This window comes from Acinetobacter sp. AG3 (assembly GCF_022343575.1).
In the GTDB taxonomy this organism is placed as follows: Bacteria; Pseudomonadota; Gammaproteobacteria; order Pseudomonadales; family Moraxellaceae; genus Acinetobacter; species Acinetobacter guillouiae.
On record NZ_JAKQZD010000001.1, the window covers coordinates 1616714 to 1643365 of the forward strand.

The following is a 26652-nucleotide window of genomic DNA, read 5'->3' on the forward strand; positions in this document are numbered from 1 at the left end:
AATGTACTAGGGGCAGGCGACGTAAGTTGTCTTGGTCGGTTTATATTTGAGAAATATTTTCCCAGTATTTTTTCACCCTTATATTTAAAATAATTCATAATGAGGTCATAAAAGTTGGCTTCAACACTAAACCAATCATCTCTCGCTATAATTGGATTCACGACAACAACAGAGCCATAATCAGGTTTTTCAGAATCAAGGTGAATTAAAAGCTGTTCACCCTCACCTAAAAATTATCCAATAATACAATCGCCTGTTAATTTTTGATCTTTTCTATCCACTAAATATTGAGCAGTAAATTTTTAGAATGATCAGTAAACCAATTTATAATCTAGATAGTCCAAACACTAGGAAAATTTCCATGATTAAAGTTAATATGTTTAGACTTTTAAACAGTTAATATGAATAAGCATGATCCTTGTATCATTAAAAAATAGAGTAAAGCATGAATAAAAATTTCTTCTTATTAACTATGATTATTCTATTCGCAGGGTGTAGCCCCACTGATAAAAATCTATCCAATCAAAACAAAGAAATCGAAACTCAGAAAAAGATTGAAGTGAGCAAACCTATAATCGAAGAAAGCATTCCTGCCAAGTCTGAAGCAGTAGATCAAGCTTTAGCAACTTTTGCCTTTCAAGAAACGCCAGATGGTCATCTGACAAATAATTGTATTTGGACAGATGATCCAAATGCACAAGATAAACAGTATTGGAGTATTTTACCGAGCAGTATGTTGAATGGAAAAGCTAAATTTACAATAGATGATCTTACGCCTAGCAAGGTGAAGGTTGGGCAACCAATTAAAAACTGCAACGAAGCTTATAAAAATGATACGGCAAACTATGCGTATGCGATCAATAAAAGTGGTGATTTGGTCAATGCGGTTGCTCTCAAACTCGATCGAATGACTCAAAATGCGGATCATACCTATACAATTGATTTGAATAAAAACTCGCATCCTGAAAAAATCTATGTGTGCTATAACATGGAAAGTTTAGATGTATTTTTCATTGACTCTGCATCTCAAAACCCATATTTGGAACATATCAATGTCCGATTATCCTACGATATTGATGGTGAAATCGATCCTGAGATTTCTTGTGGAAAAGTTTTTTATCAAAAAAGTGGAATCATTGCGAAAGAAGATCCTAAAACGGGTGAGTTTCATTATACAGCTCAATAATTCAATTGTTACGAATCATGTTTAAAGACGAAAGTCAAAGTAAATCGGATATTTAAAACCAAGATTTCAGCGTTTTTTAAGTGGGATATGACTAGCTGAAATCTTGCTTTCACAGTAGAATATGCGCTCTCTTCAAGTCACATTGAGGTAGGTTGCCAAAACCTGCCCGTGGAGCCAAAAACAGCATGTTTATCGTTGCCGGTGCACCTGCACACTCTTCTTTTAAGCAAACACAACTATTAACACGCCTTGCGTCGATCAGTTCTGTTCAATCAATAGAAAGCCAATGGGTTTACCTTTTCGACCAAACGCTCAACGAGCAACAACAGCAATCTGCTTTACAGCTTTTAAACGATGGCGCATCGTTTGAAGTTCGTCAGGCTGCAAGTGACGAAGTCCAGATTTTAGTCACGCCACGTGTCGGTACAATTTCACCGTGGTCATCTAAGGCAACCGATATTTTTGCCAACTGTAATACACCTGTACACCGCTTAGAACGCGGTGTTTTGTTTACTTTAAAGGGGATTTCTGAAATCTCTAATGAAGTAAAACAAATTTTACATGACCGTATGACAGAAAGCGTTTTCAATAAAATTGATGACGCAACAGCTTTATTCTCTGAAACTGAGCCTAAGCCTTTAAACTCAATTGATATTTTGGGACAAGGTAAAGATGCACTGGTTAAAGCAAACTCTGAGTTTGGCTTTGCCTTGTCAGATGAAGAAATTGACTATTTAACCGCAGCATTTAATAAGATGGGGCGTAACCCACACGACATCGAATTGATGATGTTTGCTCAAGCAAACTCAGAACATTGTCGTCATAAAATCTTTGGTTCAGAGTGGACAATTGATGGTGAAAAACAACCATTATCATTGTTCCAAATGATTAAAAACACCTATAAAGAATCACCTACGGATGTTTTGTCAGCATATAAAGATAATGCTTCTGTAATTGTTGGTTTTGACACACAGCGTTTCTATCCGAAAAAAGATGAAGCTACTGGTCACCATATTTATAAATACAAGAGCCAAGCTGCCCACATTCTCATGAAAGTGGAAACCCACAACCATCCAACAGCAATTGCTCCATTTGCAGGTGCTGCGACAGGTTCTGGTGGTGAAATTCGTGATGAAGGTGCAACAGGTCGTGGTGGTAAACCAAAAGCGGGTTTAACGGGCTTTACGGTTTCTAACCTTAATATTCCCGGTTTTGAACAGCCTTGGGAAGAAAACTACGGTAAACCATCTCGTATGGCATCACCACTTCAGATCATGATTGATGGTCCTTTAGGTGGTGCAGCATTTAACAACGAATTTGGTCGCCCTGCGTTAAATGGTTACTTCCGTACTTTTGAGCAAAATGTTAATGGCGAAGTAAAAGGTTTCCATAAACCGATTATGATTGCGGGTGGTTACGGGAATATCCGTCCTGACCATGTTGAAAAAGATGCAATTCAGCCAGGCGATTTACTGATTGTACTGGGTGGTCCTGCGATGCTCATTGGTTTGGGCGGTGGTGCAGCTTCTTCTGTAGATAGTGGTAAATTGGGTGAAAACCTAGATTTTGCTTCTGTACAACGTGAAAACCCAGAAATGGAGCGTCGTTGTCAGGAAGTGATTGATGCATGTTGGAGAATGGAAGACTTTAACCCGATCGTATCTGTACACGATGTAGGTGCGGGTGGTGTTTCCAATGCAATGCCTGAACTTGTGAATGATCACGAATTGGGTGCAACTCTTGATCTTCGTAAAATCCCATCGCTTGAACCAGGCATGTCGCCAATGGAAATCTGGTCAAATGAAGCGCAAGAACGTTATGTGCTTGCCATCAAACCAGAATCATTAGAGTTATTTGAATCGATTTGTGCACGTGAACGTTGCCCATTTGCGGTATTGGGTGAGGCGACTGAAGCACGTCAATTGACTGTAAACGATCCATTGTTTGAAAACAAAGCAGTGGATATGCCAATGCAAGTCATGCTTGGTGGTACGCCACGTATGAGTCGGACATACGAAACGATGCAACGTAAAGGTGATGAGTTTGATGCATCTAAAGTTGATTTAAAAGATGCGATCTTCCGTGTATTGAAAAACCCGACAGTGGCTTCAAAATCATTCCTAATCACCATTGGTGACCGTTCAATCACAGGTATGGTATCGCGTGATCAGATGGTGGGTCGTTGGCAAGTTCCTGTTGCGGATGCTGCGGTAACCACAACAAGCTTACAAGGTTATACCGGTGAAGCAATGGCAATGGGTGAACGTCCTCCTGTTGCATTGTTAAATCCTGCTGCTTCGGCACGTTTGGCTGTGGCTGAGTCCATCACCAATATCATGTGTGCCAATATTGAACAGATCAGTGATATTAAACTGTCTGCTAACTGGATGGCGGCCGCAGGTCAAAAAGGTGAAGATCAAGCATTATTCGAGGGTGTAAAAGCCATTGGTATGGAAATGTGTCCTGCATTGGGTATCGCAATTCCAGTGGGTAAAGACTCATTGTCAATGCGTACGACTTGGAATGACGAAGGCGAAGATAAATCTGTGACTTCACCAATGTCTGGTGTCATCACTGCATTTGCACCTGTGTTGGATGTTCGTAAAACATTGACACCTGAATTGAAAAATGAAGATTCAGTTCTGGTACGTATTGATTTATCTAAAGGTCAGTTCCGTTTAGGCGGTTCGATCCTTGCACAAGTGTATAAGGCAATTGGTTCTGTTACACCTGATGTTGATAACTTTGATGAGTTCAAAGCATTCTTCGCATTGGTTCAAGATTGGAATAATCGCGGTTTGATCAAGGCGTATCATGACATCGGTGATGGTGGCTTATTGGCAACTGTTGCTGAAATGATGTTTGCTTCACGTTTAGGTGTAGCACTTGAAGATCAATCTACTGAAAGCTTATTTGCTGAAGAAATCGGCGCTGTATTGCAAATTTCTAAAGCAGACTGGGCAAGTTTGACAGATGAAGTTGCAACTTCAAGTTTAAGAGAAGCGATTCGCGTTGTTGGTACTGTCAATGATTCTGATAAATTGTCAGTGAACGGTTTACTACTTGATCGTGCTGAATTGCAACAAGCTTGGACTGAAGTGTCTCATCAAATTCAACGTTTACGTGATAACGTAGAAACCGCTGATTCAGAATTTGCATTAATTGGTGATAAAAACCATAAAGGTATAATTGCATTACCAACATTTGATTTAAATGAGCCTGTTGAAGCACCTTATATCAATGAACGCCGTCCAAACATGATGATTTTACGTGAACAAGGCGTAAATGGTCATGTTGAAATGGCTGCGGCATTCGATAAAGTGGGTTTTAATACTGTTGATGTTCACATGAGTGATTTACTTTCAGGTCGTGTAGATTTAGACGACTTTGAAGGTCTGGTTGCTTGTGGTGGTTTCTCTTATGGCGATGTTTTAGGTGCTGGTGGTGGTTGGGCTAAGTCTGTACTGTTTAATCCTAAACTTCGTGATCAATTTGAGAAATTCTTTAACCGTGACAATACTTTCTCTGTAGGTATTTGTAATGGTTGTCAAATGTTGGCTCAGCTTGCACCTCTTATTCCGGGTACAGACAACTGGCCACGTTTCCGCCGTAATACTTCAGAGGTATTTGAAGCACGTGTTGTGAATGTGAAAGTTGAGAAATCTCCATCGATTCTTCTAGAAGGGATGGAAGGCTCTATTTTACCAATCGCTGTTGCACATGGTGAAGGCCGTGCAGAAACTTCTGCTGAAAACTTTGCTGCGCTAAATGCGGGTAACCAAGTAATTTTACGTTATGTAGACAGCTTGGGTAATGCAACTCAACAATACCCATTGAACCCGAATGGCTCTCCTGAAGCGATTTCTGGGGTGACTTCAAAAGATGGTCGTGCAACGATTATGATGCCGCATCCTGAACGTAATTTCCGTGCAATTCAGCATTCTTGGAAGCCTGAAGAGTGGACTGAAGATGGTGCATGGTTACGTATGTTCCGCAATGCGCGTAAGTTTATTGGTTAATTAGATTAGACCAATAGATTAAAAAAGCCCCGTAAGGGGCTTTTTTGTTTTTAAACTGATCAATATTTTCATTATCTCCACTCAATGGTGAGATTTATGCTGCCACGTGATAGCTGCACTATGTATGATTAAATAATGAAATATCAAAATGAGTTGATTTATATCAAGTTAATTATATACATAAGTATAAGATAATTTTAGTTACAGTTTTAACGTTGGTTTATTTTTTGCATGTTATACATTGTCTATTAAAAGACCGATGTTTTGCCCCAAAGATGTTCCATGATGTAGCAAGAATGAGGTGATAAAATGATAAGAACAGTCAATTATTCAACAGCAGATAAGGTCATCCTTCGCCAAAAAGGCTGGAAATGGTTTAGTGTTATTTTAGCTGTACAAATGCTGATTATTCTCAGTGCGTATTTAATTGTATAGCTAAAGAAACGAGTACGTTTTCTGATTGATAATTTTAAATGTTAATGACAAAAGCCACTTTATTGTGGTTTTTGTGCTTTAAAGATCTTTCATGAATCAAAAAATGATCATGTGGAGTGAATTATATTAGTATTGAGAGTTCCTTCTCCCTATGGGCATTGGTATCTACACATCTTTTTGTAGAGACTCTAATGCAATTTCAGCAATCAGCTTAAGGTCATCAACCGAATGTTCAGATAATAATTGTAGTGTATTCAGTAATATTGACAGACCAGCCAAAATTGCAGGAGCACTTTCCCTTGTTCCTCTTTTTTGTTGCCTTCCTGATAGACGTGTTAGAAAGACTCTAACTCTTGAATTTTTCTCATCATTTTCTCGCTGTATTCGCCAAGTTAATACACATGCCATACTTGCAATTAAGAGTCGTCTTAATATCGCTTGCGGAGTTGTTTGTAGCCATGACTCAATGTCATGGCCCGCCTGTTTTAACAACTTAAAATAGTTTTCTATTTTCCAACGCCAGTAATACCAAGTTGCCAATTCTATACTTGGAATTTCTGATGATACATTACTTAATAAGCTCCAACGAGAAAGTGATTTTCCTTGCTTATTTTTAACTTCAACTACAATCAGTCGAACGGTTAATGACTTTCCCTTTTGTGGTGGAACTCTTTTTCCCGTTTCGTCTTTTTGCATTGGTCTTGCATTACGCGTAATACTGATTTGAGTTTCACCAACATAGAGTTGTTCGCAATTCCCTTTATATTGAATTGTATGGGTTTGTGTAGTTGGTATTTGGTCTGACACTTCCCTTAACTTAACATCTTCTCCTTGATATTCAACACGATTTCCTTCTTTACCTCGAATAAGAAATAAATGTTCTTGTTGATTCAATAATCTAAGATGAGCAATTGAATCTCCTTCACGATCAATAATATGTACGAGTTTCTTTTCTATTGGTAAAGACTCAATATGTTCGATTTGTTCACATAGTGCATTTAAATGGGTTTCTTTTATTTTATGCCCATCAGTAAATGTTGAATAACGTCCAGTAGCATCACATAAAGTTTGATCTAATGGTGCAATGGGTAAACCCGTTTCCGCATCAATTAATAAACTGCTTTGTAATTCATAGCCTTTGTCACTTGCATGTGTTCTTTTGAATCTATTTAACTTGTTGTTATGTTTGAAATATTGTAGTTGAGACCAATCATGAGCAACTAAGGCATAGTGATGGTTCGATAGAGCGATTTGTTCAAGCGCAAGTTTTTGAATAGGCTGATTGAGTTGTTGAAATGAAACGTTTTCGTTATTTAAGAAACGCCAAACTGCTTGGGTTGTAGCAAAGCTAGTCTTTTGGGTAGAGGCAATATCTTTAAGCGCTGGGGCTAATGAAGCAAGTGGATTCATATTAAGTTTTACAAGACTTCCGTAGCGTTTAACTAATCGGTTATCTAAGTGTGGAATGTTAAATTGGAGAGCATGCTCTCCAATTTAACTTAAATAGATTTAATTGTGTAGATACCTATGCCCTATGGGAGAAGGTTAGGATGAGGGTGCTTTTATGTTGATTTATGGTTTTAAAAAGGGCTTATGAAAGAAGTCTATTATGAATTTTTATAATTTTTTGTTCATAAAAATAAATGACCTAATCGTGACTTTAGAGTCCTTATAAAACTTATTGCTTTCGCAAACGACTGCTGGAAAATAATCTATGAAACAGTTTCAGAATATAAATAAAATAAGTTTACTAATCGTCGGTTTGATTTCTACACAATTGGTAAATGCTCAGAATATTCAAATAGACACGCTTATCGATACTAAAGCGATCAATTGTTATGCACTTTTTCAACATCCTGAAAGTAAAATAGCTGTACTTTTACAAGATTTTAGCCGTGATGGGCAGAAAAATGTAAAGCTGAATAAATCTAAACAGACGATGATTATTGGTAATAATACATATTATGGTGTGCAAGGTTATCGCTATTATAAAACTGCACATACTGAACAGGATGATTTAGCAGTAGATAGTAATGTTTTTGGATCACAACTGATCAAAATTGCATTACAAAAATATAAATCGGGTAAAACTCAATCCAATGGTTATTATTTTGTATTTAAGGGTACACCGACAACGGTGCTCTATCATTTACGTAAGGTTGTGGGTGATGATTGGAATATTGAGAACGCTTTAGATGAAACACCACAAGGAAACTCAAAATTGAGCTGTGGCTATACAAGGTAAATGAATGAATAGATATATATTTCTAATATCAATACTGATTTCTTTAACTAGCTGTTATCCGATATATAAAACACAGAAGCCTCAAGTGACTGTGACTGTTGTAAATGAGCAGGGAGTAGCAATTCCTGATGTAAAAGTCGTGTTAGTAACGGCAGTACATCCTGCAAAAATAGATGATCAATATGATGAAAAGTTCACAAATAAATTGGGGATAGTGAATTTTGAAAAACGGGCCGAATGGAAAGTTGAAAGCTTAATGATTCATGGGATGCAAGTTTACGATTGGAATGTATGTCTTGCAAAAGATGGTTATTTAACCCAAGAGTTTATTAAGATAGCTTCAGATTCAAAAATTAAAATAATATTGCTCAAAGGAAACAATCCATCAAGAGAGTTTCCTTATTTTTGTTAATTAATTAGAGAAAATTACAATTAATTTATAATAAAAATATCAAAATTACGGCTGTGTTGAACATGATATTGATTCTGCAACGGATCTAATTTTAAATCTCCAGCTTTTGCAAAGACGACCAATTTTTGCTTAGATTTAATTGCTTGGTTAAATTGTGAAAACTCCCAAAGATACTGCGCTTTGTTGGCTTCAAAAAGTAAGCCATCTTTAAGTTCAAGCGAGGAGCTATCAGTATTTACTTTTGACCAATCTTTTACAACATAAACAGGATTTTTGAGATTCAATAAGAAAGGAACATCATAGAAATAATTATCATAAAAAACGATAGGTAGATTCTTTGGAATATCTTGAACAAAACTAACCTGATTTGAGTTAGATTTAACATCAAAGAATTGCACGCTACTACTTGCCATACTACATAACACCATCATACAAGCAACAATAAAGGTAAAAAATTCAATTTTATGTTTTTTAAACAAGACGATTAAGATACCGCAGAGAATCATTACAATTCCTGCAACTGCGAAAATTTGATTTTTCTCAGCGGAGTAAAAACCAATATCTCGATGCATGGTAAATGGGGCAACGACTAAGCTACTCGCCAATACAAATAGTAATGTTGGAAGTGCATAAACTTGGAACTTGCTCAATTTATTTTCTTCAATGATTCGATTTGTCATAAGTGCGAAAATCATTGTAAATGGGGCTATTGAGGGTAAAATATAACCTGCAAGTTTTGATGGTGGGATCGAGAAGAACAATAAAACGGACAATGCCCACCAGACAAGTAAACTAAAAATAGGTTGGGTTGTTTGTGCGCGAATGGCGGTGCTCGAAAATTTGAAGCCATTAGCGAGTATGATTGGTAAAAAATTCACAAACAGTAAGGCTGCATAAAAATACCAACCTTGTTTATTATTAAATTCGCCAGAGTTAAATCGACTAAATTGTTGCTCAATAAAAAAATAATGTAAAAAGTTTGGATAATGTTGTTGAACTATAAATACCCAAGGCAAAGCAATTAGCGCAAATAACAAGAGACCGAACGGGTTTAAAACTGCTGGGATTTTTTTCCATTGTCCTATGTAAATCATCCAAGGAAGAATAACCATTCCTGGAATCAGTACACCAATTAATCCTTTACTTAAAAATGCACATGCACATGCAAAATAACCGAGGAATAAAATATTTCTTTTACCACTGAGGATGAAATCTGCAAAGCAAAATACTGTTAAGCTAATCCAAGATGCAACTAATATGTCATGATTAATGTATTCAGCGCAGCCATAAAATAATAACCCAGTTGCTAAAATAGCAGTCGAAATTTGGGCAATTCTTTCATTCACATGTTTCTTAGTAAAAACAAATAAACTGACCAACATGATAATGCCAGCAAATGCAGGAACTAGACGAGCAACCCAAACATGTGAACCAAATATTTCCATTAAACTTGCTGTTAACCAGTGTAGTAAGGGTGGTTTATGCATAAATGGAATACCATTTAATCGTGGTATTAACCAATCACCACTTTCATACATCCAGCGGCTAATATCCCCATAGCGTCCTTCATCTGGCACAGACATTGGGCGAATAAAAACTGAGATGAGTAACCAAAGTGATAAGCAAATCAGCAAAGTTTTAGATGAACGAAAAATAGGTTTCATGGCGCTTATCCTGAAAATTTAAAAGCAAAAAACTTGCTTAAAAAAAATGTAAAAATTGCTGTAATCACAATAGTTAAAATGATAAGAGTTGATAAATTTTCAGCATGGAAAAAATGCTGCGTCGTGAGTAGGAATGCTTCGTTAAAGATAAAACCTAGACAAGCAACAAGTAAAAATTTGGGTAATACATGTATATGTCGAGTTTTTTGCGCATTGAAGGTAATAATGCGATGCCCAAAGTAGCTCACCCAAAATGCAATGCTGAACGCGATTAAATTCTCTAACGCAAGTGTTATCGATGTGAGGTGGATAAGCAGCATTAACACCAAATAATGTGTTAATGCTGCAGCGCCACCAACGATACAAAATTTTGAAAACGCATAAATATTTGAATTAACCATATTTTTAAAAGATTTTATTTTTATTTGAAGGTGTGTAATGAAGGTACTTCGTATTGGAGTATTTATTGGAAACAATATAACGAGGTCGATCTTTTGTTTCCGTATAAATTCGGCTGATATATTCCCCCAATATTCCAATATTCCAATATTCCAATAAACAATAATTGAATACCGCCCAATAAGCTGATTTCAACAATTAATGTTGCCCAACCTGGGACTTTTATACCTTCGGCTAAAGTCTCAAAAATAATATAGAAGCCATAAGAAACCGAACAAAGTGCCAACAAAGCTCCAAATGCGATACACGCTCTTAAAGGAAGATTAGAAAATCCTGTAAGTCCTGAAAGGGCAAGGTTAAATAAAGCCTTGAAGTTAAAGCTTGATTGACCATTTTTTCTTTCTAACTCAGAGAAGTGAATACCAATTGATTTAAAGCCGACCCACGCATATAAACCTTTCATATAACGGTTTTTCTCGGGAAGTGTTTTAATCGCTTCTACGACTTTTTCATCTAATAAACGGAAATCGCCTGCATTTTCAGGAATAACGACTTCTGAACTTAAATTGAGAATTCTATAATAAACATATGTAAATAAACGTTTTAGTCCAGATTCAGTATTTCTATTACGAATTCCATAAACCATGTCATAACCATTTTTCCAAAGATTGATCATGGTGGGAATAGCATCAAGAGGATGCTGGAAATCAGCATCGATCATTAAGGTTAGATTCCCAGTTGTATGATCTAGCCCTGCACTTAAGGCGGCTTCTTTACCAAAATTTCGTGACAGTTCTAAAATTTTAAGCGGATAGCGATCCAACATACTTTCAAGCACGGTCATGGTATTGTCTTTGCTACCATCATCAATCACGATGATTTCAAAGGAAACTTTTTGCTGTTCCAAGGTTGCTGCAAGAGCTGGAATAAATGTTTTTAAATTTTCTGCCTCATTATATGCAGGCACAACACATGAAATAAATGGTTCTAATCTATTCATAGCATTTCTACTCATAGCATTTGGCCTATTGGTTGGAGTTCAATATTGAAAGTTTTACAATCTCGAAAAAATTGTTCAGAGTTGAAATATTGGTACTCATCAATACGAGCATCTTGGATTTCATCAAATTCTTTTGGTTGAGCAGCAGCAGGGTGGCACATGATCAATAACCTATTTTGAGCGGATTTTAGCCATTCATAATTCAGTGCAGCATAATTTTCATTCTTGAAATCATAAATTCCAGCAAAATAAGTATTCGTTTTGAAATGATTTTTTTGATTAAGTTTTAGTGTCTTTTTAGCACCAAGATATTCTAATGTTTTGCTTTTGAATTGATATTTTTGAACAGAAATGGTGTGATCTAGATTGCGAATCCATCCGTTAAAGTTTTTTTCTTTTAATACATCGATTAAAACTTCACGAATGACAGGAAATTGGTGGATATGTTGGTGTCCATCTACAAAATTTGGCTGTGTACCAAGTGCTTCAACAAAAAGTTCCCATTGCTGAATAATGCTTGTTCTTATTTTTTCTTTATTTAAAGTTCTTGACCATGCTCTTAACATGAGTTCATTAAGTGGATAATAAAGGAAGTTGCTATGGTCAAAATAATGGGTAAAGTTAAGATGTAAACCAATTTCAATTGGATGATTTATCTCCGCTTTAAGCGCACGTAATTTATTTGCGTGTTTATGCCAAATTGGTGATTGCGTCATACATGATGTTGCTTGCAAGGCATTTTTTTTAAGAAGTACACATACCGCATGACTGATTTCATCATTCAATGCAAAATCATCAGCACAATAACAAATCATTTTCATGTGTAGCACTTCCAATTGTTTATAGTGATTGAAAATTAAACAAAATTGTATTCCACATGTTCTTAGAACATATTGGACTGCTACTATTAAAAATATGACTTAAAATAACCTGAATCGGAACTTAAAACGTTTTAAGCAAGAAAAGCCTAATCAACTGTTATAATTTAAGTTTTTGAAATTTATAAAAATATTAAAATAATTATTTATCTGCAGTTTAAGCAAGTATATGCATTTATTTTGTAAGTAAATTTACCGCTTAAATTTTGATAACTATAGCGTATAAAAAAACCACCCGAAGGTGGTTTCTCTGATCTTAAAAATTAATGTGTGGCATCAAAATTATAAGATTTTTGTTTTTCAGTATCGAATTTGCCTTCCCATTTACTAATCACGAGAACAGCAAGTGCATTACCAATCACATTTAATACAGTACGAGCCATATCTAAAATACGGTCAATACCCGCAATAAATGCTAAGCCTTCTAGTGGGATACCCACGCTGCCTAAAGTTGCCAATAGAACCACGAAAGACACACCAGGAACGCCTGCGATACCCTTAGAGGTAATCATCAGGGTCAAGACCAAAACAAGCTGTTGAGTGATGGTTAAATCAATACCGTAAAGTTGTGCAATAAAGATAGCAGCAATACTTTGATAGAGTGTTGAACCATCTAAGTTAAATGAATAACCGATAGGAACAACAAAACTGGTAATTGATTTTGGCGCACCATAAGCTTCCATTTTTTCCATCATACGTGGTAAAACGGTTTCAGAGCTTGCAGTGGAGTAGGCAAGAATAAGTTCATCTTTTAAGATTTTGATAATTGTCCAGATACTGAAACCACAGAATCTAGCCACAAAACCAAGCACAATAAAGATAAAGAACAGAATTGCCCCATAAACTAAAACAGCAAGTTTAATTAACGGTAATAATGAACTAAAACCAAAGTTTGCTACAGTCGCAGCAATCAAGCCGAATACACCAAATGGTGCAAACATCATGATCATGTGAGTTACTTTGAACATTGTTTCAGAAACAGCTTTTAACACGTCAATTAACGGTTGCTTGGTTTCTTTAGACAATGAACCTAGACCAATACCGAAAATGACTGCAAAGAAAATAATCGGCAACATGTGCCCATCACCCATTGCAGCAAAAATATTCGGTGGGATAAGTGAAAGAACTGTATTCACTAAGCCATGAGCTTCATGGCTGACTTCCTGTGTCGTTTCTTTATATTGCGAAATATCAGAGGTTGTCAGTGTAGACATATCAATGCCTGCACCAGGTTGGAATACATTGGCAGCAACTAAGCCTACAATAATTGCAACTGTCGTAATAATCTCAAAATAAACAATGGTTTTTAACCCAAGTTTACCGACACTTTTACTGTCACCCGCATTGGCAATTCCTAAAATCAGCATGGAAAGCACAAGTGGAATTACAATCATTTTGATCAGATTAATGAAAATCTTACCCAATGGTTGTAAAAAGTTTGCAATGATGTCACCGCGAATTTCAGGTGCGTTGTGCAAAAAAGCACCAACAAGAATACCTAAGAAGAGCGCAATAACAATTTGCCAAGCGAGGCTAATTCTCATTTTCTTCATACTGAGCCCTTAAAATTCAGATTTTGGCGAAAAGGAAAACTCTATCAAAAAAACAGAAAAGAAATCCCGCTAAAGCATGTGGGTGCCTTAGGGTGGGAGATTCTGAGTATTCAGAGTATTCAGAGTATTTCGAAAATGGCCTATTCTGACGCTATTTGCGTCAGCAATACTAACTTTTTTATCAAAAACGCGTTCAAATGATTAAAAATAGTTCAGTTTGATTAAAATATTCGATTTTATTGTTAATTTTAATTCATTATATAAATTAAATTTCACACAACTATTCTTATTTTTTATAAGTTTGAGTTAGGCGTATATATGCCCATATCATCAAAATTCCTGTTAAGCATACGAGATAAATTAACTTAGGAATAACCACCTGAATCGGCACACCCATTTGATTTAACTGAATAAATAAATTAATCCCTTGAGTGGACGGGAAGAGGTGAGCAAAATACTGCATCCAAGTTGGCATTGCTTGCAGGGGCCAAGCTGCACCTGAAAGTAAAAACAATGGAATTGAGGTGAAAACGATCAGATGTCCAGCACGTTCTGAAATATCTAGATAGCTGGCTAAAAGCATTGCCATTGCAATCACGCAACTAATAAAAATCGGAACGGAAAACAGCATGCCCCAGAAATTGCCGCCTCTCGGGTAATCATTGATCCAGTAAGTGAAACCAAATAGATAATAGCAGCCGAGGCAACCAATCGTGAGTGCTGCTAGATAGATTCCAAAAAACTCAGCGGTTGTGGCTCGCCATCGTCGTTCACGATACCCCGCAATCAACATGCACAGACCTAGAACAATAGTCTGGTGAATGATCAGCGGTGCAATTGCAGGAAAGATATAACTGCCATATCCTGAAAGTGTGTTAAACAACGGGATTTGATGGATCGGAAGCGCGACTTGGAAATGTGAAATTTTGCCAAACCTTTCGGCTTGCTCTGCAACCGCATTTTCAATTGCAGTGGCTAAGCCTAAACCAATTTGTTTGGTTTTAAGAAAATAAGCACTACTCAAATATAAACCAATACCACCAGCCTCACCTCGAACCACACTATTGGATAGGTTCTCAGGTAATAACAAAATACCATCGGCTTTTTGCTCTTGAACCATCCGTTTTGCTTGTTCAAAATTTCCAGTAATTTCAGTAATTTTTACATTGGGACTTTTGCCAACTTCAGTAATGATGGTATTGCTCAGATAGCTTTGTTCTTCATCTACAATAATAATCGGTAAACTTTCAGCCGTTTGCGCTTTATAGGCTGTAGGATAAAAAATGCTATAAAAAAATACTGAAAGTACCATGGTGGTCAAAATAGACGAGTTTTTCCCAATATTTTTAAAAGTGTCTACATAGTATCGAGCGAGCTCTTTAAAGAATTTAATCATGTTTTGCTCCTTTTAAATTTTTATTGAGGAGTAAACTTGATAATGCAAAATAGAAAATACAATATGCGGCAAGAATAGCTAGAGGAATCATCGAAATAAAACTAGGACTGCCAACAACCCATTGCTCAGTTTGTAATTTCGCATAAGGTGTATAGGGAATAATATTGGCCCAAAATTTGGTAAAAATTGGTGCATTATTTAAGGGAAGCGTTACGCCTGCAAAACTCAGCGAGGAGCCACCATAGACTGCAATAAATCCAAAAGTTTTAGATAAATTTCTAGTTGCGAGAACGACGGTACTACTGATCAGTGCATAGGCTGAATAAAGTAAGAACTGTCCAAGTAAAATCATCCATAGACTGCCAGCAATGAACCAACCTCGGATCGCCACCAGCCAAAACAGCCAAACCCAAGTCCAAAAACAGAAAATTAACACATAGACCATATTTTTTGCCAAAAGTGCATTCAATACAGATTTGTCTTGGACCCATTGATTTAAGGTGCCGTATTTCAATTCTTGACCCACTGCAAAAGCCACACAACAACACAGCAATAAGTGCAAAATTGCTGGAATCATAAAAGGTTCTAAATAGAACTCATAACTGAGATTGGGGTTGAACAGGGGAGAAATTTTTATATTTGCGGTGGAAAGTTCAGCATAAGGAATTTTATTTTCAAAATATGAATTTTTGGCAAAATCAGCAATGGCTTCAACTGTAGAGAGCAGCATTGCTGAAGAAATTCCATTACCAATACTAAAATAGGACTGATTAAAAGCAATACTGATCTGCGCATCTTGTGCTTGAACCATGCGTTGTTCAGCACCTGCTGGAATATGCACATATCCCCAAATCTTGGTCTGATTGAGCAGATGCTCAACTTCATTGGGATTGTCTGATACTGTGTAGATTGAAAGCGTATGATTATGACTAAGATACTTTTCTATATTGCGACTCAGTTCACTTTGATCTTGATCAATAATCGCAATCGGTAAATGTTCAGCTTTTCCTGCATAAAACATACTACTGAATAAAATAATCACAAAGAGCGGGGCAAGTGTGACTAAGCATAAATCCCATTTATGCTTGAGCAAATATTGAAGCTCTCTTAACATGCCCGCCCACATGTTTATTGGCTCTCTTTTAATTTAAAGATCACACTCATGCCTACTTTTAATTCAGGCACGGCTTCAGCGGGTGTAAGCTTGACTTTAAAACTACGAATATCATATCCACCTGTCTGACGTGTGGTTTTAATAGTTGCAAACTCACCTTCAGCATCTATATTTTTGATGTTAAATGACACTGTTTTATTGAGTGCGGGTATAAAACCATCTAAGTTTTTTGCTTGATAAACTTGGGTGTATTGATCTTCACGGACATTTAAACTGACCCAATTTTCTTCATCTTGAATAATACTCACAACAGGGACACCAATAGCCACCAGTTCTGAGGGTTTACCATAAGTTTTAGATACAGTGCCGTTTACAGGAGAATATAGTTTGGTTTCTGCCTCTAAAGCATTGGCTTCCGCAACAGCGGCTTTTGCAATTTCGACTTGTGCATCAGCCCCAGATTTTTGTTCAGCGGTACTGCCACGTTTTGCACGTGCATATTGCTGATAAGCGGCTTCACTCATTTGAGTGGCTGATTGCGCAGCGGCATGCATTTCATCACGGCGTTGACGCGAAATTACCCCTTGTGCAAAGAGGTTGGCACCACGTTGATAGGTCGTTTTTGCAAGATTTTCTTGCGCTTTTACACTTTGCCAATTGGCATATAAGGTATCAATATTTTCTTGTTGAGAACCTCTGTCTGCCGTCGATTGTAAGGCTAAGGCGGATTGTAAACTTGCCAGTGCTTGTTGTTTTTTGGCAGCAATTTCTGGACTACTTAGAGTAACTAACAGTTGTCCTTTTTCAATTTTTTGACCATCACTGACAAAGATGCCTTCTATCCGACTTGGAACTTTAGTGCTGACATGTAATGTTTCAGCTTCAACACGTCCTTGAACATCGACTGTTTTAGGTTGATAACTTTTCCATAGACCAAACGCAATCAATCCCAATAATAGAATTAAAATTATTGCGCCAATGACCAGAATTGTTTTCTTTTTAGAAGGTTTTTGATCAGCGTTGATGTTTGTCGCAGCACTTTGTTCCTGTGCTGAGTCTCTGATTGGTGTTTCTTTTTCAGCTTCAATTTGATCGGCTGTAGGTTGTTGTGCTACAGCTGTATCAGATAAAGCTGTTGGATCTGAATTGTTTTGTCTATTCATTTCTGGATGAAATAAATTTTCATTTGATGAAATATCTGAGTTTGCATCAGCTTGCGAAGTTGAAGATGAATCATTTTGTCCATTGTGATGGTCATGCTGTTTTGTCATTTTATGCTCCATCTTAACGAATATAATCTGTATTAGTTTGATTGACGTAGTCTTTAAATTGTTCAATAGAACCATGGCTTTGTAGCAAAGTTGCTAGAGAGAGCACGTATTTATAGGCATTGAGTGCTTTTTCTGTTTTGAGTAGGCTGAGTTGATTCTGTGCATCGATGACTTGAGTGGCGGTGCCCATATCTTCTTTAAATGATAATTGTTGGATTCTTAAATTCTCTAACACTGCTTGTTCATTTTGTTGCAGTAATTGATTGGACTGCTGTGCTGTGGCGAGTTCACTATAGGATTTGTAGATAATATTCTCAATCTCTTGTTGGGTGCGTGCTGTCATAAGCTCTGTTGCATATCTTTGTAATTCAGCGGCTTGGACATTTTTGTTTTTATCAATCCCTGAAAACAGGTTGTAGCGAGCAGCAACACCCACAATCCAGTTTTGGTTTTGATCTAAACTATATTCCCCAAACGCAAAAAGGGTTGGTTTTTTTGCGGCGCTCTGTATTTTGACATTCTGATTGGCAAGCTGCGTATCCATTTGCATTTTTCGAACTAGGCTTGAAGTTTCAGGAGAAGAAGCAAGGAGTTGGTTGAGTGATTGGCTTTGCTGACGATTGACAAATAAGGGTGTCGTCAGTTGATCAATTTTGGATTTATGCAATAAATTTTGAAGTTGGAACTGACTGGCTTGTAAATTTGCCGAAGCATTTTGTTCTGAACGCTGGGCATTATTGCGCGCAACTTCAAATTGCATGCGCTGTCCTTTGCTAATAAATCCCTGTTTTTCAAGTTTGAGTGAATTGTCATAGTGTTGTTGCATTGCACTCAGATTGAATTGACTGGCATTGAACAGCTGTTGTTGTAATTGCACATTAAAATACGCCTGAATCACTTCAAAACGTTGTGTATCTTGCTGTTGTTTAGCATCGAGTTGACTACGTTCAACTTTTAAATTGGCAATCTGCTTTGTTGTCGAGGTAATCCCGCCAGTATAAATTGGCATCATCACAGAAACTGTAGGGCGAACAACTTCATCTTCAAGGACAACATTGGCTGTATCTGGAATTAAGCCAATACCACTATGAATTCCTTGGTTTAGTCCTTGTTTTAAAGGATCTGTGATATTCGATGGAATGTTCTGTTCAGATTGCCATTGATCAACCCGATCATTCACCCCTTGTGAAAGCGTCTGTTCCAGATTATTTTTGACCCCATTTAGCGGAATATCTGTTTCAGTATGAAACTTATAGGCACGTACATTTAAATCGATGCGAGGTAGACCAATATTTTTGACAGCCTCTGCTTGAAGTTTAGATGCTTGATTGAGTGCTTGATTGGCTTGGGTGGTATAAGAATTTTCAAGTAAATATTGTTCTGCTTGTACATAGCTTAGATTTTCAGCAAAGGTGACAGATACAAAGGCCGTATTTAAGGCTGCAAAACTGCTTACTTGTATCAATTTTGATAATGCTTTAAGTGAATAGCAAGTTTTAAATTTCATCTGAAAAATCATCAGCATTTGTTTAAATTTGAGACTATTCTAACCTTGAATGACTAGAATAAATAATCTAAATGTATACTTTAATATGTGTGGTTTTTGTAGTTTCGATCATCAGTATAAACCCGATTAAATTATAATCAAAACTATGATAATTCAATCAATAAATTGAATCTCAAAATATATCTAGGGAGAATAAAAATGGCAAGAATTACCGTTGAGTCCGTGGTCACAGCGCCAATTGAATTGGTTTGGGATATTTATAATAATCCTGAGGATATACAGCAATGGAATACCGCTTCAGCGGATTGGCATACAGTTAACTCTAAAAACGATTTACGTGTGGGTGGTCAATTTTCAAATCGTATGGAAGCCAAAGATGGCAGTATGGGCTTTGATTTTGCGGGTACATATACTGAAATTATTCCGCATAAAAAAATTGCCTATTCTTTTGGCGAGCGAAATGCTGAAGTTCACTTTGCACAGAAAAATGATGCTGTTGTGGTGAGAATTAGTTTTGATCCTGAAACGATCTATCCGATTGAACAACAGCAAGCAGGTTGGCAAGCAATTTTAGATAATTTTGCTCGCTATGTAGAAAATAAAGTTTAGTTCTGCACAAACGTACAATACAAAACACTTCCACAGACTTACTTTGATCTTCTGAAATTCATTTAGATCAAAGTTGAGTGTTGTTGTGGAAATCTTTCTTTATACCTTGAGTGTGATGTATAGCCCCGGTCCTGTAAATTTCATTGGATTGAATTCAGGACTGCTTGGGCAGCTTAAACAATCCATCGGTTTTTTCATTGGGGTGGGTTGTGCAATGTTATTTCTATTTCTGACCTTGGGCTATGTTGGTGAGGCTGTTATTCCTCACCACTGGCTAGACTATATTTCTTTGGTCGGAGCGGTGTATACCTTTTATATGGCTGTTAAAATGTTGACAGCCTATTTAGAAAGTACTGACAAAGCCGAACATCAACTGAGCTTCTTAAATGGTTTCTTAATTCAATTATTTAACCCTAAAGGGATTCTGGTTATTTTACCCGTCACGACAATTATGTATCCTGCTGCTAAAATTACAGGCGTGATGATTTTTGTTGTATCTTTGATCATTTCAATGGGTGCTGCTGGAGCGCCGTTTATATATGCTTTGGCGGGCAAGTTTTTAGGGGATAAAATTTCTGATCCTAAATGGTTTAATTATTTAAATAAAATTATGGCAATCATGCTGATTGTTACAGGGCTTGGAATGCTACGCGATTTTATTATAGGAATGCATTTGCTGTGATGAAACACCAGTTTGAAATGAATCTTTATGTATTTTACGCCTAAGGCAAGTGATTGATCTTTTTCCAATGCGCAGGGCTGAGCCCAAACGCTTGTTTAAAATGTCGGGTCATATGGCTTTGATCATAAAATCCAGCATCTGTTGCCGCCGCAACCAAAGAAGCCCCTTTGATTAAATTGATTTTAACTTTTTCCAGCCTGCGCATGGTTAAATAACGATGTGGGCTGGTTCCAAACAATAAACGAAAGTCGCGTGACAAACTCCAGCGGTCGCGTCCAATACTTTTTTCTAAATCATCCAAGCTGATATTTTGTTCAGATACAGCATGAATAAATTCTCGAGCTTGTTCTGCTGCACGATAATCAAAACTCAGTCGTTGTGATAATGGTTGAACAGAAATCTCATTTAAAGCCATGGCCAGATCATACAGCGCATCTTCTTCTTCCAAGACTTCCATATGATTTTCGATGCTTTGTAGAAAAGTATTGGTGGCTTTAAATAATCGAGGATCTGTGCTGATCCCGTGTTGGATAAAGGGGAGAGGTTTACCCATTAAAATAGATTGAATTTTTGCAGGTTCTATATACACCATACGATAGCGGAAACCGTCTTGAGTACCTGATTCACCATCATGTTTTTCATCAGGATGCAGCACCATGGTCATACCTTGCTGGCTATGTTGCATGACACCTTGATAATGAAAACTTTGAACGCCTGAAAGTGTGCGACCAATGGCATAGGTATCATGCCGATGTGGTTCATAGGCATGATCATTAAAAAATGCTTCGATACGTTCAAATCGATCTGTTTCCGATGCTGTGCGAATCCAATCCTGATGATTTGATGCTGGCATTGAACATCTACCAATGAATAAAGTTTAAGCTGGATAAATTATAACTGAGTTCAGCTGATAAATTGAGTTTTCTAATTGGTATATGGTTATGCGTAACGAATGTTCTAGTCTTGTGCGGTCAGCTAGAAAAGCAGGTCGGTAACAAGTCATTGTTTTAGCGTTGTGTTTAAAAATATCAATGAGCAGTCTAGCTAGAATATTTTGCTTCTCTCAATATCGATAGTTAATTGAATTATCAACTCTAAATCTCTAAACATATTGAAATATTGACTGACAAAGCTACTGCATGAAAGGTCGATTTGTGGTTAAATGCGCCTATTTCATTCGTTTCACTTTTAAAAAGGGAAAAATCATGCGCGCGTACAATTTCTGTGCTGGTCCTGCTGCATTACCTACTGCCGTTTTAGAAAAAGCTCAGGCTGAGTTATTGGATTGGCATGGTAAAGGCTTATCCATCATGGAAATGAGCCATCGTAGCAAAGACTATGTGGCTGTCGCTGAAAAAGCAGAAGCAGACTTACGTAAATTGATGAACATTCCAGAGAACTATAAAGTATTGTTCTTACAAGGTGGTGCATCACTTCAGTTTTCTGCAATTCCACTCAATTTATTGGGTAAAAATTCTAAAGCTGATTATATTCATACTGGGATTTGGTCAGAAAAAGCCACTCAAGAAGCGCAACGTTATGGCGATATCAATATCGTTGAAGCGGCAACAAGCATCAATGGAAAGCTTGCAATTTCTGAGCAAAGTACATGGAACTTGTCAGACGATGCGGCTTATGTCCATTATGCTGAAAATGAAACAATTGGCGGTATTCAATTTGCCAATATTCCAGAAACAGATAAACCTTTAGTTTCTGATTTTTCATCAAGTATTTTATCAGCACCATTAGACGTATCTAAGTTTGGTTTGATCTATGCTGGAGCACAAAAGAATATTGGTCCAGCAGGTTTAACCCTTGTGATCGTGCGTGATGATTTATTGGATCAAGCAAAACCTGAAATTCCAAGCTTGTTAAAATATGGTTCACAAGCAAAGAATGATTCTATGGTGAATACGCCAGCAACTTATGCTTGGTATTTGTCTGGTTTGGTTTTTGAATGGTTACTTGAGCAGGGCGGTGTAGACGCAATGTATAAAACCAATCTTGAAAAATCTAAATTGCTATATGGTTATATTGATTCTAGTGATTTTTATAATAACCCGATCGCACTTCCAAACCGTTCAATCATGAATGTACCGTTTACTTTAGCAGATGAAGCACTGGATAAATTATTCTTGAAAGAAGCTGAAGAAAATTATTTGCTCAATCTTGCGGGTCATCGTTCAGTGGGTGGTATGCGAGCAAGTATTTATAACGCTGTACCTTTGGAAGGCGTACAAGCACTTGTCAACTTTATGGATGACTTTGCTCAACGTAACGGCTAATCTTACTTCAAAACATTTAAATGATTTGTTGTTGTTGAACATAACCTTAATTTTTTCCTTTGATTGAATAAACAGGGGAGGGGAAATTAGGGTCTGTAGACATTTCATAAATGGCTTGCGTTGTAGGTTAAAATTGAGCAGGCAAGGCATGAAACGAAGAGAATAGCGAGACTATTTTCGAGTTTCATAACGAAGGCTGAGATAATTTTAGCCACAACCCTTCGGGACTAGCGTGTTTTTTGCCGCTACGTCGTTACGAACTACTTATTTAGAATGACTAAATTTCGTATTTCGTGCCTAGTATCGCCTAAAAAACACACGTAGTCGCAAACGTAGACGAATTGTCAACAGACCCTAAAGTCTGTAGACATAAAAAAATCCCTCCAGAGTGAGGGATTTTTTTATGTGAGATAAATGTCGTAAAACATTAAGTCGTCGGGAATATGCCTAATATATGGATCATCATTGCAGCTAAAAACATACCTAGAACAAAAAAGCAGCAGGCTCCTTTATCCAAGCGTAAGTGAAAACCACTAACTTGATTGATTAGACTAGTCGATTGTTCAGGTATAATTTTCATTACTGAGCCTAGATTTTTAAATTATTGTTTAAATCCTATTGGTTCGTCGTATTTTTAACATAATTGACTGGTTAAATAAAGTGCTAAATTACATTATTAATATGTTGCGGCTTTTATTATCTCCCGATCAATAAAAATATTATGAATTTATAATCATGATTTTGTGGATACATTGTGGATAACTTGTCTGTTTTTTAGTCTTTATATGGATAATAATCCGATTTAGGTATAAAAACGAAGTCTATTTTTTAACAAGATCATGATATTTATTGGTTTAATTTTTATACTTAAGCTGCTGTTTTTAAATTTATTTTTGAATTCGTTTTCTTGGGATTTTTCAAATAGGGGAATGTATTTATTATTTAAATAAACAGGCGATATTCTTCAACTTAAATAGTTTTAAAAAGGGCTGATTATTTAATTTTGAATTTAAACTGTGGATAACTGGTAAATTTGAATTCAAAAAGATAAAAAGTGAAGGGATCTATTTAGATATAATAGAAATGTTACAAAACATGTAATAAAAAAGCATGATGGGTTTTCCATCATGCTGATCATGTGTTTTTTGAATCAAGCAGCAGAATAAATGTTTGCTTGAATCCAGATATTACCGCGAATATATTGTCCAATTTCAAAATTTTTGAAAGCAGGATCCTTGGTTGCGATACGGACTAAGATTGCGGGTTGGTTCTCTTCAAGAATTAAAGTCACATCATAAAGGGTATAATTTTGTTGCATAAACTGCATTTGAGTTTTACCGACCACTTTACCTTGAAACCAAGCTTCATCCTCTTGCCCTAGCGTTTCTCCATAGAGGTATGCCACCATTTTAGAAAAATCGACAGTAACAGGTGCTTTATCATCTTCTGACTTCGCTTCCCATGCATCAATTTGCTCTTGAAGGTTCTCAGGTGCAATACCATTATTTTGTGACAGGATATCGTTTAATGCACGATGGTGTTTGATTGAAGCAGGATCATCAACAATGATTTGTTCATGGTCAGAAACTTTTTCAAGTTCATAGGCCCATGCATTCAGTTGAACTTTATATTGCTGATCTTGCAAATATTGGTGGCCGTTTACACTGTACAAGCTGTCAAATGCATAAACTACGCTATTTGTTCCTACTTTTAAGCTAAGTACTGCTTGAGTATTGGTTTTACAGGTAATAATACGGTCAATAGAAGCATTTAATTGATAGGGACTTTCAAAACTTGGGAAAGCCGTTTTTACAGCTTTAGGTTTGTTATTCTCAACATCAATCACTTGACAGAGCTGTACAGAAGAACCGCTTGGACCTTGGATTAACCAAGTTGATACATCCATATCGCATTCTTTTGAACAAAGCCCCATGGGCATCACTGGTGCATCCAAAGCCAAACCTAACCATTTGGGCACTTCGGACGTTGGATTTTCAGTCAATAGACTCCAATGTTCGACATGGCTACCAAAATTCTGATCTTCTATGATAATTGTTTCAGGTCTGTTTTGATTGTTCATTTTCACGATTTTAAATGCCTCTCTTATGCTATTAAATCGAGGGTGATTGCTAGATTTCAAGTCCTGAAATGTAAAATCATAAGAAAAACCAGAATATTAAACTCAATTGTCATAAACCACGTCCGAAATTGTACTTTTAATCACCAAAAGCGAAATGCAAAGTTTGATTGAATCTGAAAGTCGTTAAAGATTTGCACGATAAATAAAAGAATATGCATAGGACAGCGAAGCGGCATTTTGCTAAAATGTTGAAAAATCTTTATCAGAGATGTTGTGTGCTGCCATTTAAACTTTGGGTCGATGCAGATGCTTTACCTAAAATTCTTCGTGAAGTGATCTTACGTGCATCAGACCGTTATCAATTAGAAGTTACTTTTGTTGCAAACCAGCCTGTGGGCATTACACCGTCTGTACGAATCAACTCAATTCAAGCAATGTCGGGTGCAGATCAAGCGGACCAAGAAATTGTTGATCGTATGGGGGAGCATGATATCGTGATTACTCAGGATATCCCTTTAGCGGCACAGGTTATTGAAAAGGGCGGTGTGGCAATTCACCCACGTGGAGAGGTGTACACTTCAGCCAATGTCAAAGCTCGCTTACATTTGCGTGATTTTATGGATACTTTGCGCGGTGCAGGTGTACAAACAGGTGGGCCACCACCGATTTCTGAGCGTGATAAACGTGAGTTTTCGAGTAGCTTAGACCAAACCATTCTCAAGCAGAAACGTAAGACTTCGATATAAGTTTAATTCATGCTTTGAATAATCATCTGCGACTGATTTTTTCGACCTTTTGAATGACTCGATCTTGCTTTTCAATAGATCTTCACATTGTGTGATTAAGATTTAATTGAATTTGCAAAGATCAATGTAGAAATTCATTTTTAAACCCAGCACATTTTAATTCACATCCAGCAGTCATTTAGGAATCTATATGCCCTCCAAATCCAACCTGATGACGACTTATATTTTATTGGTCTTCATTTGGGCAAGTACGCCTTTGGCAATTGTATGGAGTGTGGCAGATTTACATATGATGTGGGCTTTGGTTTTGCGGTTTTTTATCGCTTTGCCGATTGCTTTAATTCTATTGCTGATTTTAAAAGTTAAATTACCGTGCAATAAAATTGCTTTACATAGTTATTTAGCCGGCTCATTTAGTCTGATTGGTTCGCAAATTTTTACCTATGCTGCGACCAGTTATTTAAGTTCAGGTATTATTGCTTTGATGTTTGGATTAGCTCCAATTATGGCAGGGCTTATTGGTCGTTTTGTTTTTGGTCAAAGATTACTGAGGATTCAATGGCTTGGGATGCTGGTTGCTGTTATTGGCCTCGCCATTATTTGTACCAGTAGCGGGGCAAGTCAACATGTGCATCCTGTTGGAATCTTGTTGATGTTGATGAGTGTATTTACCTATGCTTTTTCGATCTTTTGGGTAAAAAAAGTAAATGCAGATGTTGTTCCGATGGCGCAAGCAACAGGTTCAATCTTGGTTTCTACGCTGGCTGCAATGTGTATTATTCCTTTTATTTGGCAGTATGCACCTACGCATATTCCCGAAACCAAATCATTATTGGCGTTGATTTATACCGTATTGATGGCTTCATTACTGGCGATGTTTTGTTATTTTAAATTGGTGCAAAATATTAAAGCTACAACCTTGTCATTGACGACTGTGATGACCCCAATGATTGCCATGTTTTTAGGTGCGATGCTCAATAATGAGAAACCGACAATGAGTGTATTTATTGGTGCGGCGGTTTTGATCTTTGGACTAATTTTATACTTCTATAAAGATTTTAAAGCACGTCAATTGCTGGCTAAAAAGATTGAAAATTAGCATCGAATTTTTCTTTTTCTTTAGATTTTATACTGAGTGATTAACATCAAACTAAGTTTGGATTCATGCTTT

At 36.8% G+C, this 26652-nt stretch carries 21 protein-coding genes and 1 pseudogene; 10 read left to right on the forward strand and 12 right to left on the reverse strand.

All coding sequences use genetic code 11. The annotated features are described in order from the left end of the window. Positions 1 to 445: 445 nt before the first annotated feature. From L3V46_RS07480 to L3V46_RS22835, 3 genes are all read left to right on the forward strand, one after another. Positions 446 to 1186 (forward strand): hypothetical protein, encoded by a 741-nt coding sequence (locus L3V46_RS07480; protein ID WP_239045343.1) that lies wholly within the window; start codon positions 446 to 448, stop codon positions 1184 to 1186. A 185-nt stretch (positions 1187 to 1371) separates the two neighbouring features. Next, positions 1372 to 5205, forward strand: a complete 3834-nt coding sequence (gene purL / locus L3V46_RS07485; protein WP_239045344.1) for a phosphoribosylformylglycinamidine synthase — start codon at positions 1372 to 1374, stop codon at positions 5203 to 5205. A 309-nt stretch (positions 5206 to 5514) separates the two neighbouring features. Next, positions 5515 to 5640 carry a KGW motif small protein gene (locus tag L3V46_RS22835; RefSeq protein WP_275424481.1) on the forward strand — a complete coding sequence of 42 codons (126 nt, stop codon included), beginning with the start codon at positions 5515 to 5517 and terminating at the stop codon, positions 5638 to 5640. Between the two features lie 165 nt (positions 5641 to 5805). Here the strand turns inward: L3V46_RS22835 and L3V46_RS07490 are convergent, their stop codons facing one another. Continuing rightward, the gene (locus L3V46_RS07490) at positions 5806 to 7050 is read right to left on the reverse strand and encodes a transposase (protein WP_239045165.1); all 1245 of its coding nucleotides are present in this window, start codon (positions 7048 to 7050) and stop codon (positions 5806 to 5808) included. Positions 7051 to 7354: 304 nt separating this feature from the next. Between L3V46_RS07490 and L3V46_RS07495 the strand changes: the two genes are divergently transcribed. Further along, positions 7355 to 7885: a hypothetical protein gene (locus L3V46_RS07495; protein ID WP_239045345.1), complete on the forward strand. Its 531-nt coding sequence runs from the start codon at positions 7355 to 7357 to the stop codon at positions 7883 to 7885. Positions 7886 to 7889: 4 nt separating this feature from the next. Next, positions 7890 to 8297, forward strand: a complete 408-nt coding sequence (locus tag L3V46_RS07500) for a hypothetical protein (protein WP_239045346.1) — start codon at positions 7890 to 7892, stop codon at positions 8295 to 8297. 20 nt (positions 8298 to 8317) lie between these two features. On the opposite strand, the gene L3V46_RS07505 is transcribed toward L3V46_RS07500, so the two are convergent. From L3V46_RS07505 to L3V46_RS07545, 9 genes and pseudogenes are all read right to left on the reverse strand, one after another. Further along, positions 8318 to 9961 (reverse strand): glycosyltransferase family 39 protein, encoded by a 1644-nt coding sequence (locus tag L3V46_RS07505; protein ID WP_239045347.1) that lies wholly within the window; start codon positions 9959 to 9961, stop codon positions 8318 to 8320. Positions 9962 to 9966: 5 nt separating this feature from the next. Next, positions 9967 to 10362 carry a GtrA family protein gene (locus L3V46_RS07510; RefSeq protein ID WP_034613645.1) on the reverse strand — a complete coding sequence of 132 codons (396 nt, stop codon included), beginning with the start codon at positions 10360 to 10362 and terminating at the stop codon, positions 9967 to 9969. A gap of 4 nt (positions 10363 to 10366) precedes the next feature. Then, positions 10367 to 11360, reverse strand: a pseudogene (locus tag L3V46_RS07515) (glycosyltransferase family 2 protein). 11 nt (positions 11361 to 11371) lie between these two features. Beyond that, on the reverse strand, positions 11372 to 12181 hold the full coding sequence (locus L3V46_RS07520) for a ChbG/HpnK family deacetylase (protein WP_239045348.1): 810 nt from the start codon (positions 12179 to 12181) through the stop codon (positions 11372 to 11374). A gap of 320 nt (positions 12182 to 12501) precedes the next feature. Beyond that, positions 12502 to 13791 (reverse strand): glutamate/aspartate:proton symporter GltP, encoded by a 1290-nt coding sequence (gene gltP, locus L3V46_RS07525; RefSeq protein ID WP_004822623.1) that lies wholly within the window; start codon positions 13789 to 13791, stop codon positions 12502 to 12504. Between the two features lie 286 nt (positions 13792 to 14077). Beyond that, positions 14078 to 15187 (reverse strand): ABC transporter permease, encoded by a 1110-nt coding sequence (locus L3V46_RS07530; RefSeq protein WP_096734483.1) that lies wholly within the window; start codon positions 15185 to 15187, stop codon positions 14078 to 14080. Beyond that, entirely contained in the window at positions 15180 to 16313 is a 1134-nt protein-coding gene (locus tag L3V46_RS07535) for an ABC transporter permease (protein WP_239045349.1), read from the reverse strand. The genes L3V46_RS07530 and L3V46_RS07535 overlap by 8 nt, the downstream gene beginning before the upstream one ends. Positions 16314 to 16315: 2 nt before the next feature. Next, on the reverse strand, positions 16316 to 17572 hold the full coding sequence (locus tag L3V46_RS07540) for an efflux RND transporter periplasmic adaptor subunit (RefSeq protein ID WP_239045350.1): 1257 nt from the start codon (positions 17570 to 17572) through the stop codon (positions 16316 to 16318). 13 nt (positions 17573 to 17585) lie between these two features. Further along, the gene (locus tag L3V46_RS07545; RefSeq protein WP_239045351.1) at positions 17586 to 19079 is read right to left on the reverse strand and encodes a TolC family protein; all 1494 of its coding nucleotides are present in this window, start codon (positions 19077 to 19079) and stop codon (positions 17586 to 17588) included. 198 nt (positions 19080 to 19277) lie between these two features. Between L3V46_RS07545 and L3V46_RS07550 the strand changes: the two genes are divergently transcribed. Further along, positions 19278 to 19688 carry an SRPBCC domain-containing protein gene (locus L3V46_RS07550; RefSeq protein ID WP_034613630.1) on the forward strand — a complete coding sequence of 137 codons (411 nt, stop codon included), beginning with the start codon at positions 19278 to 19280 and terminating at the stop codon, positions 19686 to 19688. An 85-nt stretch (positions 19689 to 19773) separates the two neighbouring features. Beyond that, complete coding sequence (locus tag L3V46_RS07555; protein ID WP_239045352.1) at positions 19774 to 20370, forward strand: LysE family transporter; 597 nt, start codon at positions 19774 to 19776, stop codon at positions 20368 to 20370. A 40-nt stretch (positions 20371 to 20410) separates the two neighbouring features. Here the strand turns inward: L3V46_RS07555 and L3V46_RS07560 are convergent, their stop codons facing one another. After that, the gene (locus L3V46_RS07560) at positions 20411 to 21223 is read right to left on the reverse strand and encodes an AraC family transcriptional regulator (protein WP_239045353.1); all 813 of its coding nucleotides are present in this window, start codon (positions 21221 to 21223) and stop codon (positions 20411 to 20413) included. A gap of 352 nt (positions 21224 to 21575) precedes the next feature. On the opposite strand from L3V46_RS07560, the gene serC reads away from it, so the two are divergent. Next, entirely contained in the window at positions 21576 to 22655 is a 1080-nt protein-coding gene (gene serC / locus L3V46_RS07565) for a 3-phosphoserine/phosphohydroxythreonine transaminase (protein ID WP_239045354.1), read from the forward strand. 1150 nt (positions 22656 to 23805) lie between these two features. On the opposite strand, the gene L3V46_RS07570 is transcribed toward serC, so the two are convergent. Next, positions 23806 to 24735 (reverse strand): hypothetical protein, encoded by a 930-nt coding sequence (locus L3V46_RS07570; protein WP_239045355.1) that lies wholly within the window; start codon positions 24733 to 24735, stop codon positions 23806 to 23808. 245 nt (positions 24736 to 24980) lie between these two features. Between L3V46_RS07570 and L3V46_RS07575 the strand changes: the two genes are divergently transcribed. Both L3V46_RS07575 and L3V46_RS07580 read left to right on the forward strand, forming a co-directional pair. Continuing rightward, entirely contained in the window at positions 24981 to 25481 is a 501-nt protein-coding gene (locus tag L3V46_RS07575) for a YaiI/YqxD family protein (RefSeq protein ID WP_171066881.1), read from the forward strand. Between the two features lie 190 nt (positions 25482 to 25671). Then, positions 25672 to 26580 carry an EamA family transporter gene (locus L3V46_RS07580; protein ID WP_239045356.1) on the forward strand — a complete coding sequence of 303 codons (909 nt, stop codon included), beginning with the start codon at positions 25672 to 25674 and terminating at the stop codon, positions 26578 to 26580. The last annotated feature ends 72 nt before the right edge of the window (positions 26581 to 26652 follow it).

Coding starts and splice junctions, on each gene's coding strand:
- L3V46_RS07480 (WP_239045343.1), top strand. CDS start 446: ATGAATAAAAATTTCTTCTTATTAACTATGATTATTCTATTCGCAGGG.
- purL (WP_239045344.1), top strand. CDS start 1,372: ATGTTTATCGTTGCCGGTGCACCTGCACACTCTTCTTTTAAGCAAACA.
- L3V46_RS22835 (WP_275424481.1), top strand. CDS start 5,515: ATGATAAGAACAGTCAATTATTCAACAGCAGATAAGGTCATCCTTCGC.
- L3V46_RS07490 (WP_239045165.1), bottom strand. CDS start 7,050: ATGAATCCACTTGCTTCATTAGCCCCAGCGCTTAAAGATATTGCCTCT.
- L3V46_RS07495 (WP_239045345.1), top strand. CDS start 7,355: ATGAAACAGTTTCAGAATATAAATAAAATAAGTTTACTAATCGTCGGT.
- L3V46_RS07500 (WP_239045346.1), top strand. CDS start 7,890: ATGAATAGATATATATTTCTAATATCAATACTGATTTCTTTAACTAGC.
- L3V46_RS07505 (WP_239045347.1), bottom strand. CDS start 9,961: ATGAAACCTATTTTTCGTTCATCTAAAACTTTGCTGATTTGCTTATCA.
- L3V46_RS07510 (WP_034613645.1), bottom strand. CDS start 10,362: ATGGTTAATTCAAATATTTATGCGTTTTCAAAATTTTGTATCGTTGGT.
- L3V46_RS07520 (WP_239045348.1), bottom strand. CDS start 12,181: ATGAAAATGATTTGTTATTGTGCTGATGATTTTGCATTGAATGATGAA.
- gltP (WP_004822623.1), bottom strand. CDS start 13,791: ATGAAGAAAATGAGAATTAGCCTCGCTTGGCAAATTGTTATTGCGCTC.
- L3V46_RS07530 (WP_096734483.1), bottom strand. CDS start 15,187: ATGATTAAATTCTTTAAAGAGCTCGCTCGATACTATGTAGACACTTTT.
- L3V46_RS07535 (WP_239045349.1), bottom strand. CDS start 16,313: ATGTGGGCGGGCATGTTAAGAGAGCTTCAATATTTGCTCAAGCATAAA.
- L3V46_RS07540 (WP_239045350.1), bottom strand. CDS start 17,572: ATGACAAAACAGCATGACCATCACAATGGACAAAATGATTCATCTTCA.
- L3V46_RS07545 (WP_239045351.1), bottom strand. CDS start 19,079: ATGAAATTTAAAACTTGCTATTCACTTAAAGCATTATCAAAATTGATA.
- L3V46_RS07550 (WP_034613630.1), top strand. CDS start 19,278: ATGGCAAGAATTACCGTTGAGTCCGTGGTCACAGCGCCAATTGAATTG.
- L3V46_RS07560 (WP_239045353.1), bottom strand. CDS start 21,223: ATGCCAGCATCAAATCATCAGGATTGGATTCGCACAGCATCGGAAACA.
- serC (WP_239045354.1), top strand. CDS start 21,576: ATGCGCGCGTACAATTTCTGTGCTGGTCCTGCTGCATTACCTACTGCC.
- L3V46_RS07570 (WP_239045355.1), bottom strand. CDS start 24,735: ATGAACAATCAAAACAGACCTGAAACAATTATCATAGAAGATCAGAAT.
- L3V46_RS07575 (WP_171066881.1), top strand. CDS start 24,981: ATGTTGAAAAATCTTTATCAGAGATGTTGTGTGCTGCCATTTAAACTT.
- L3V46_RS07580 (WP_239045356.1), top strand. CDS start 25,672: ATGCCCTCCAAATCCAACCTGATGACGACTTATATTTTATTGGTCTTC.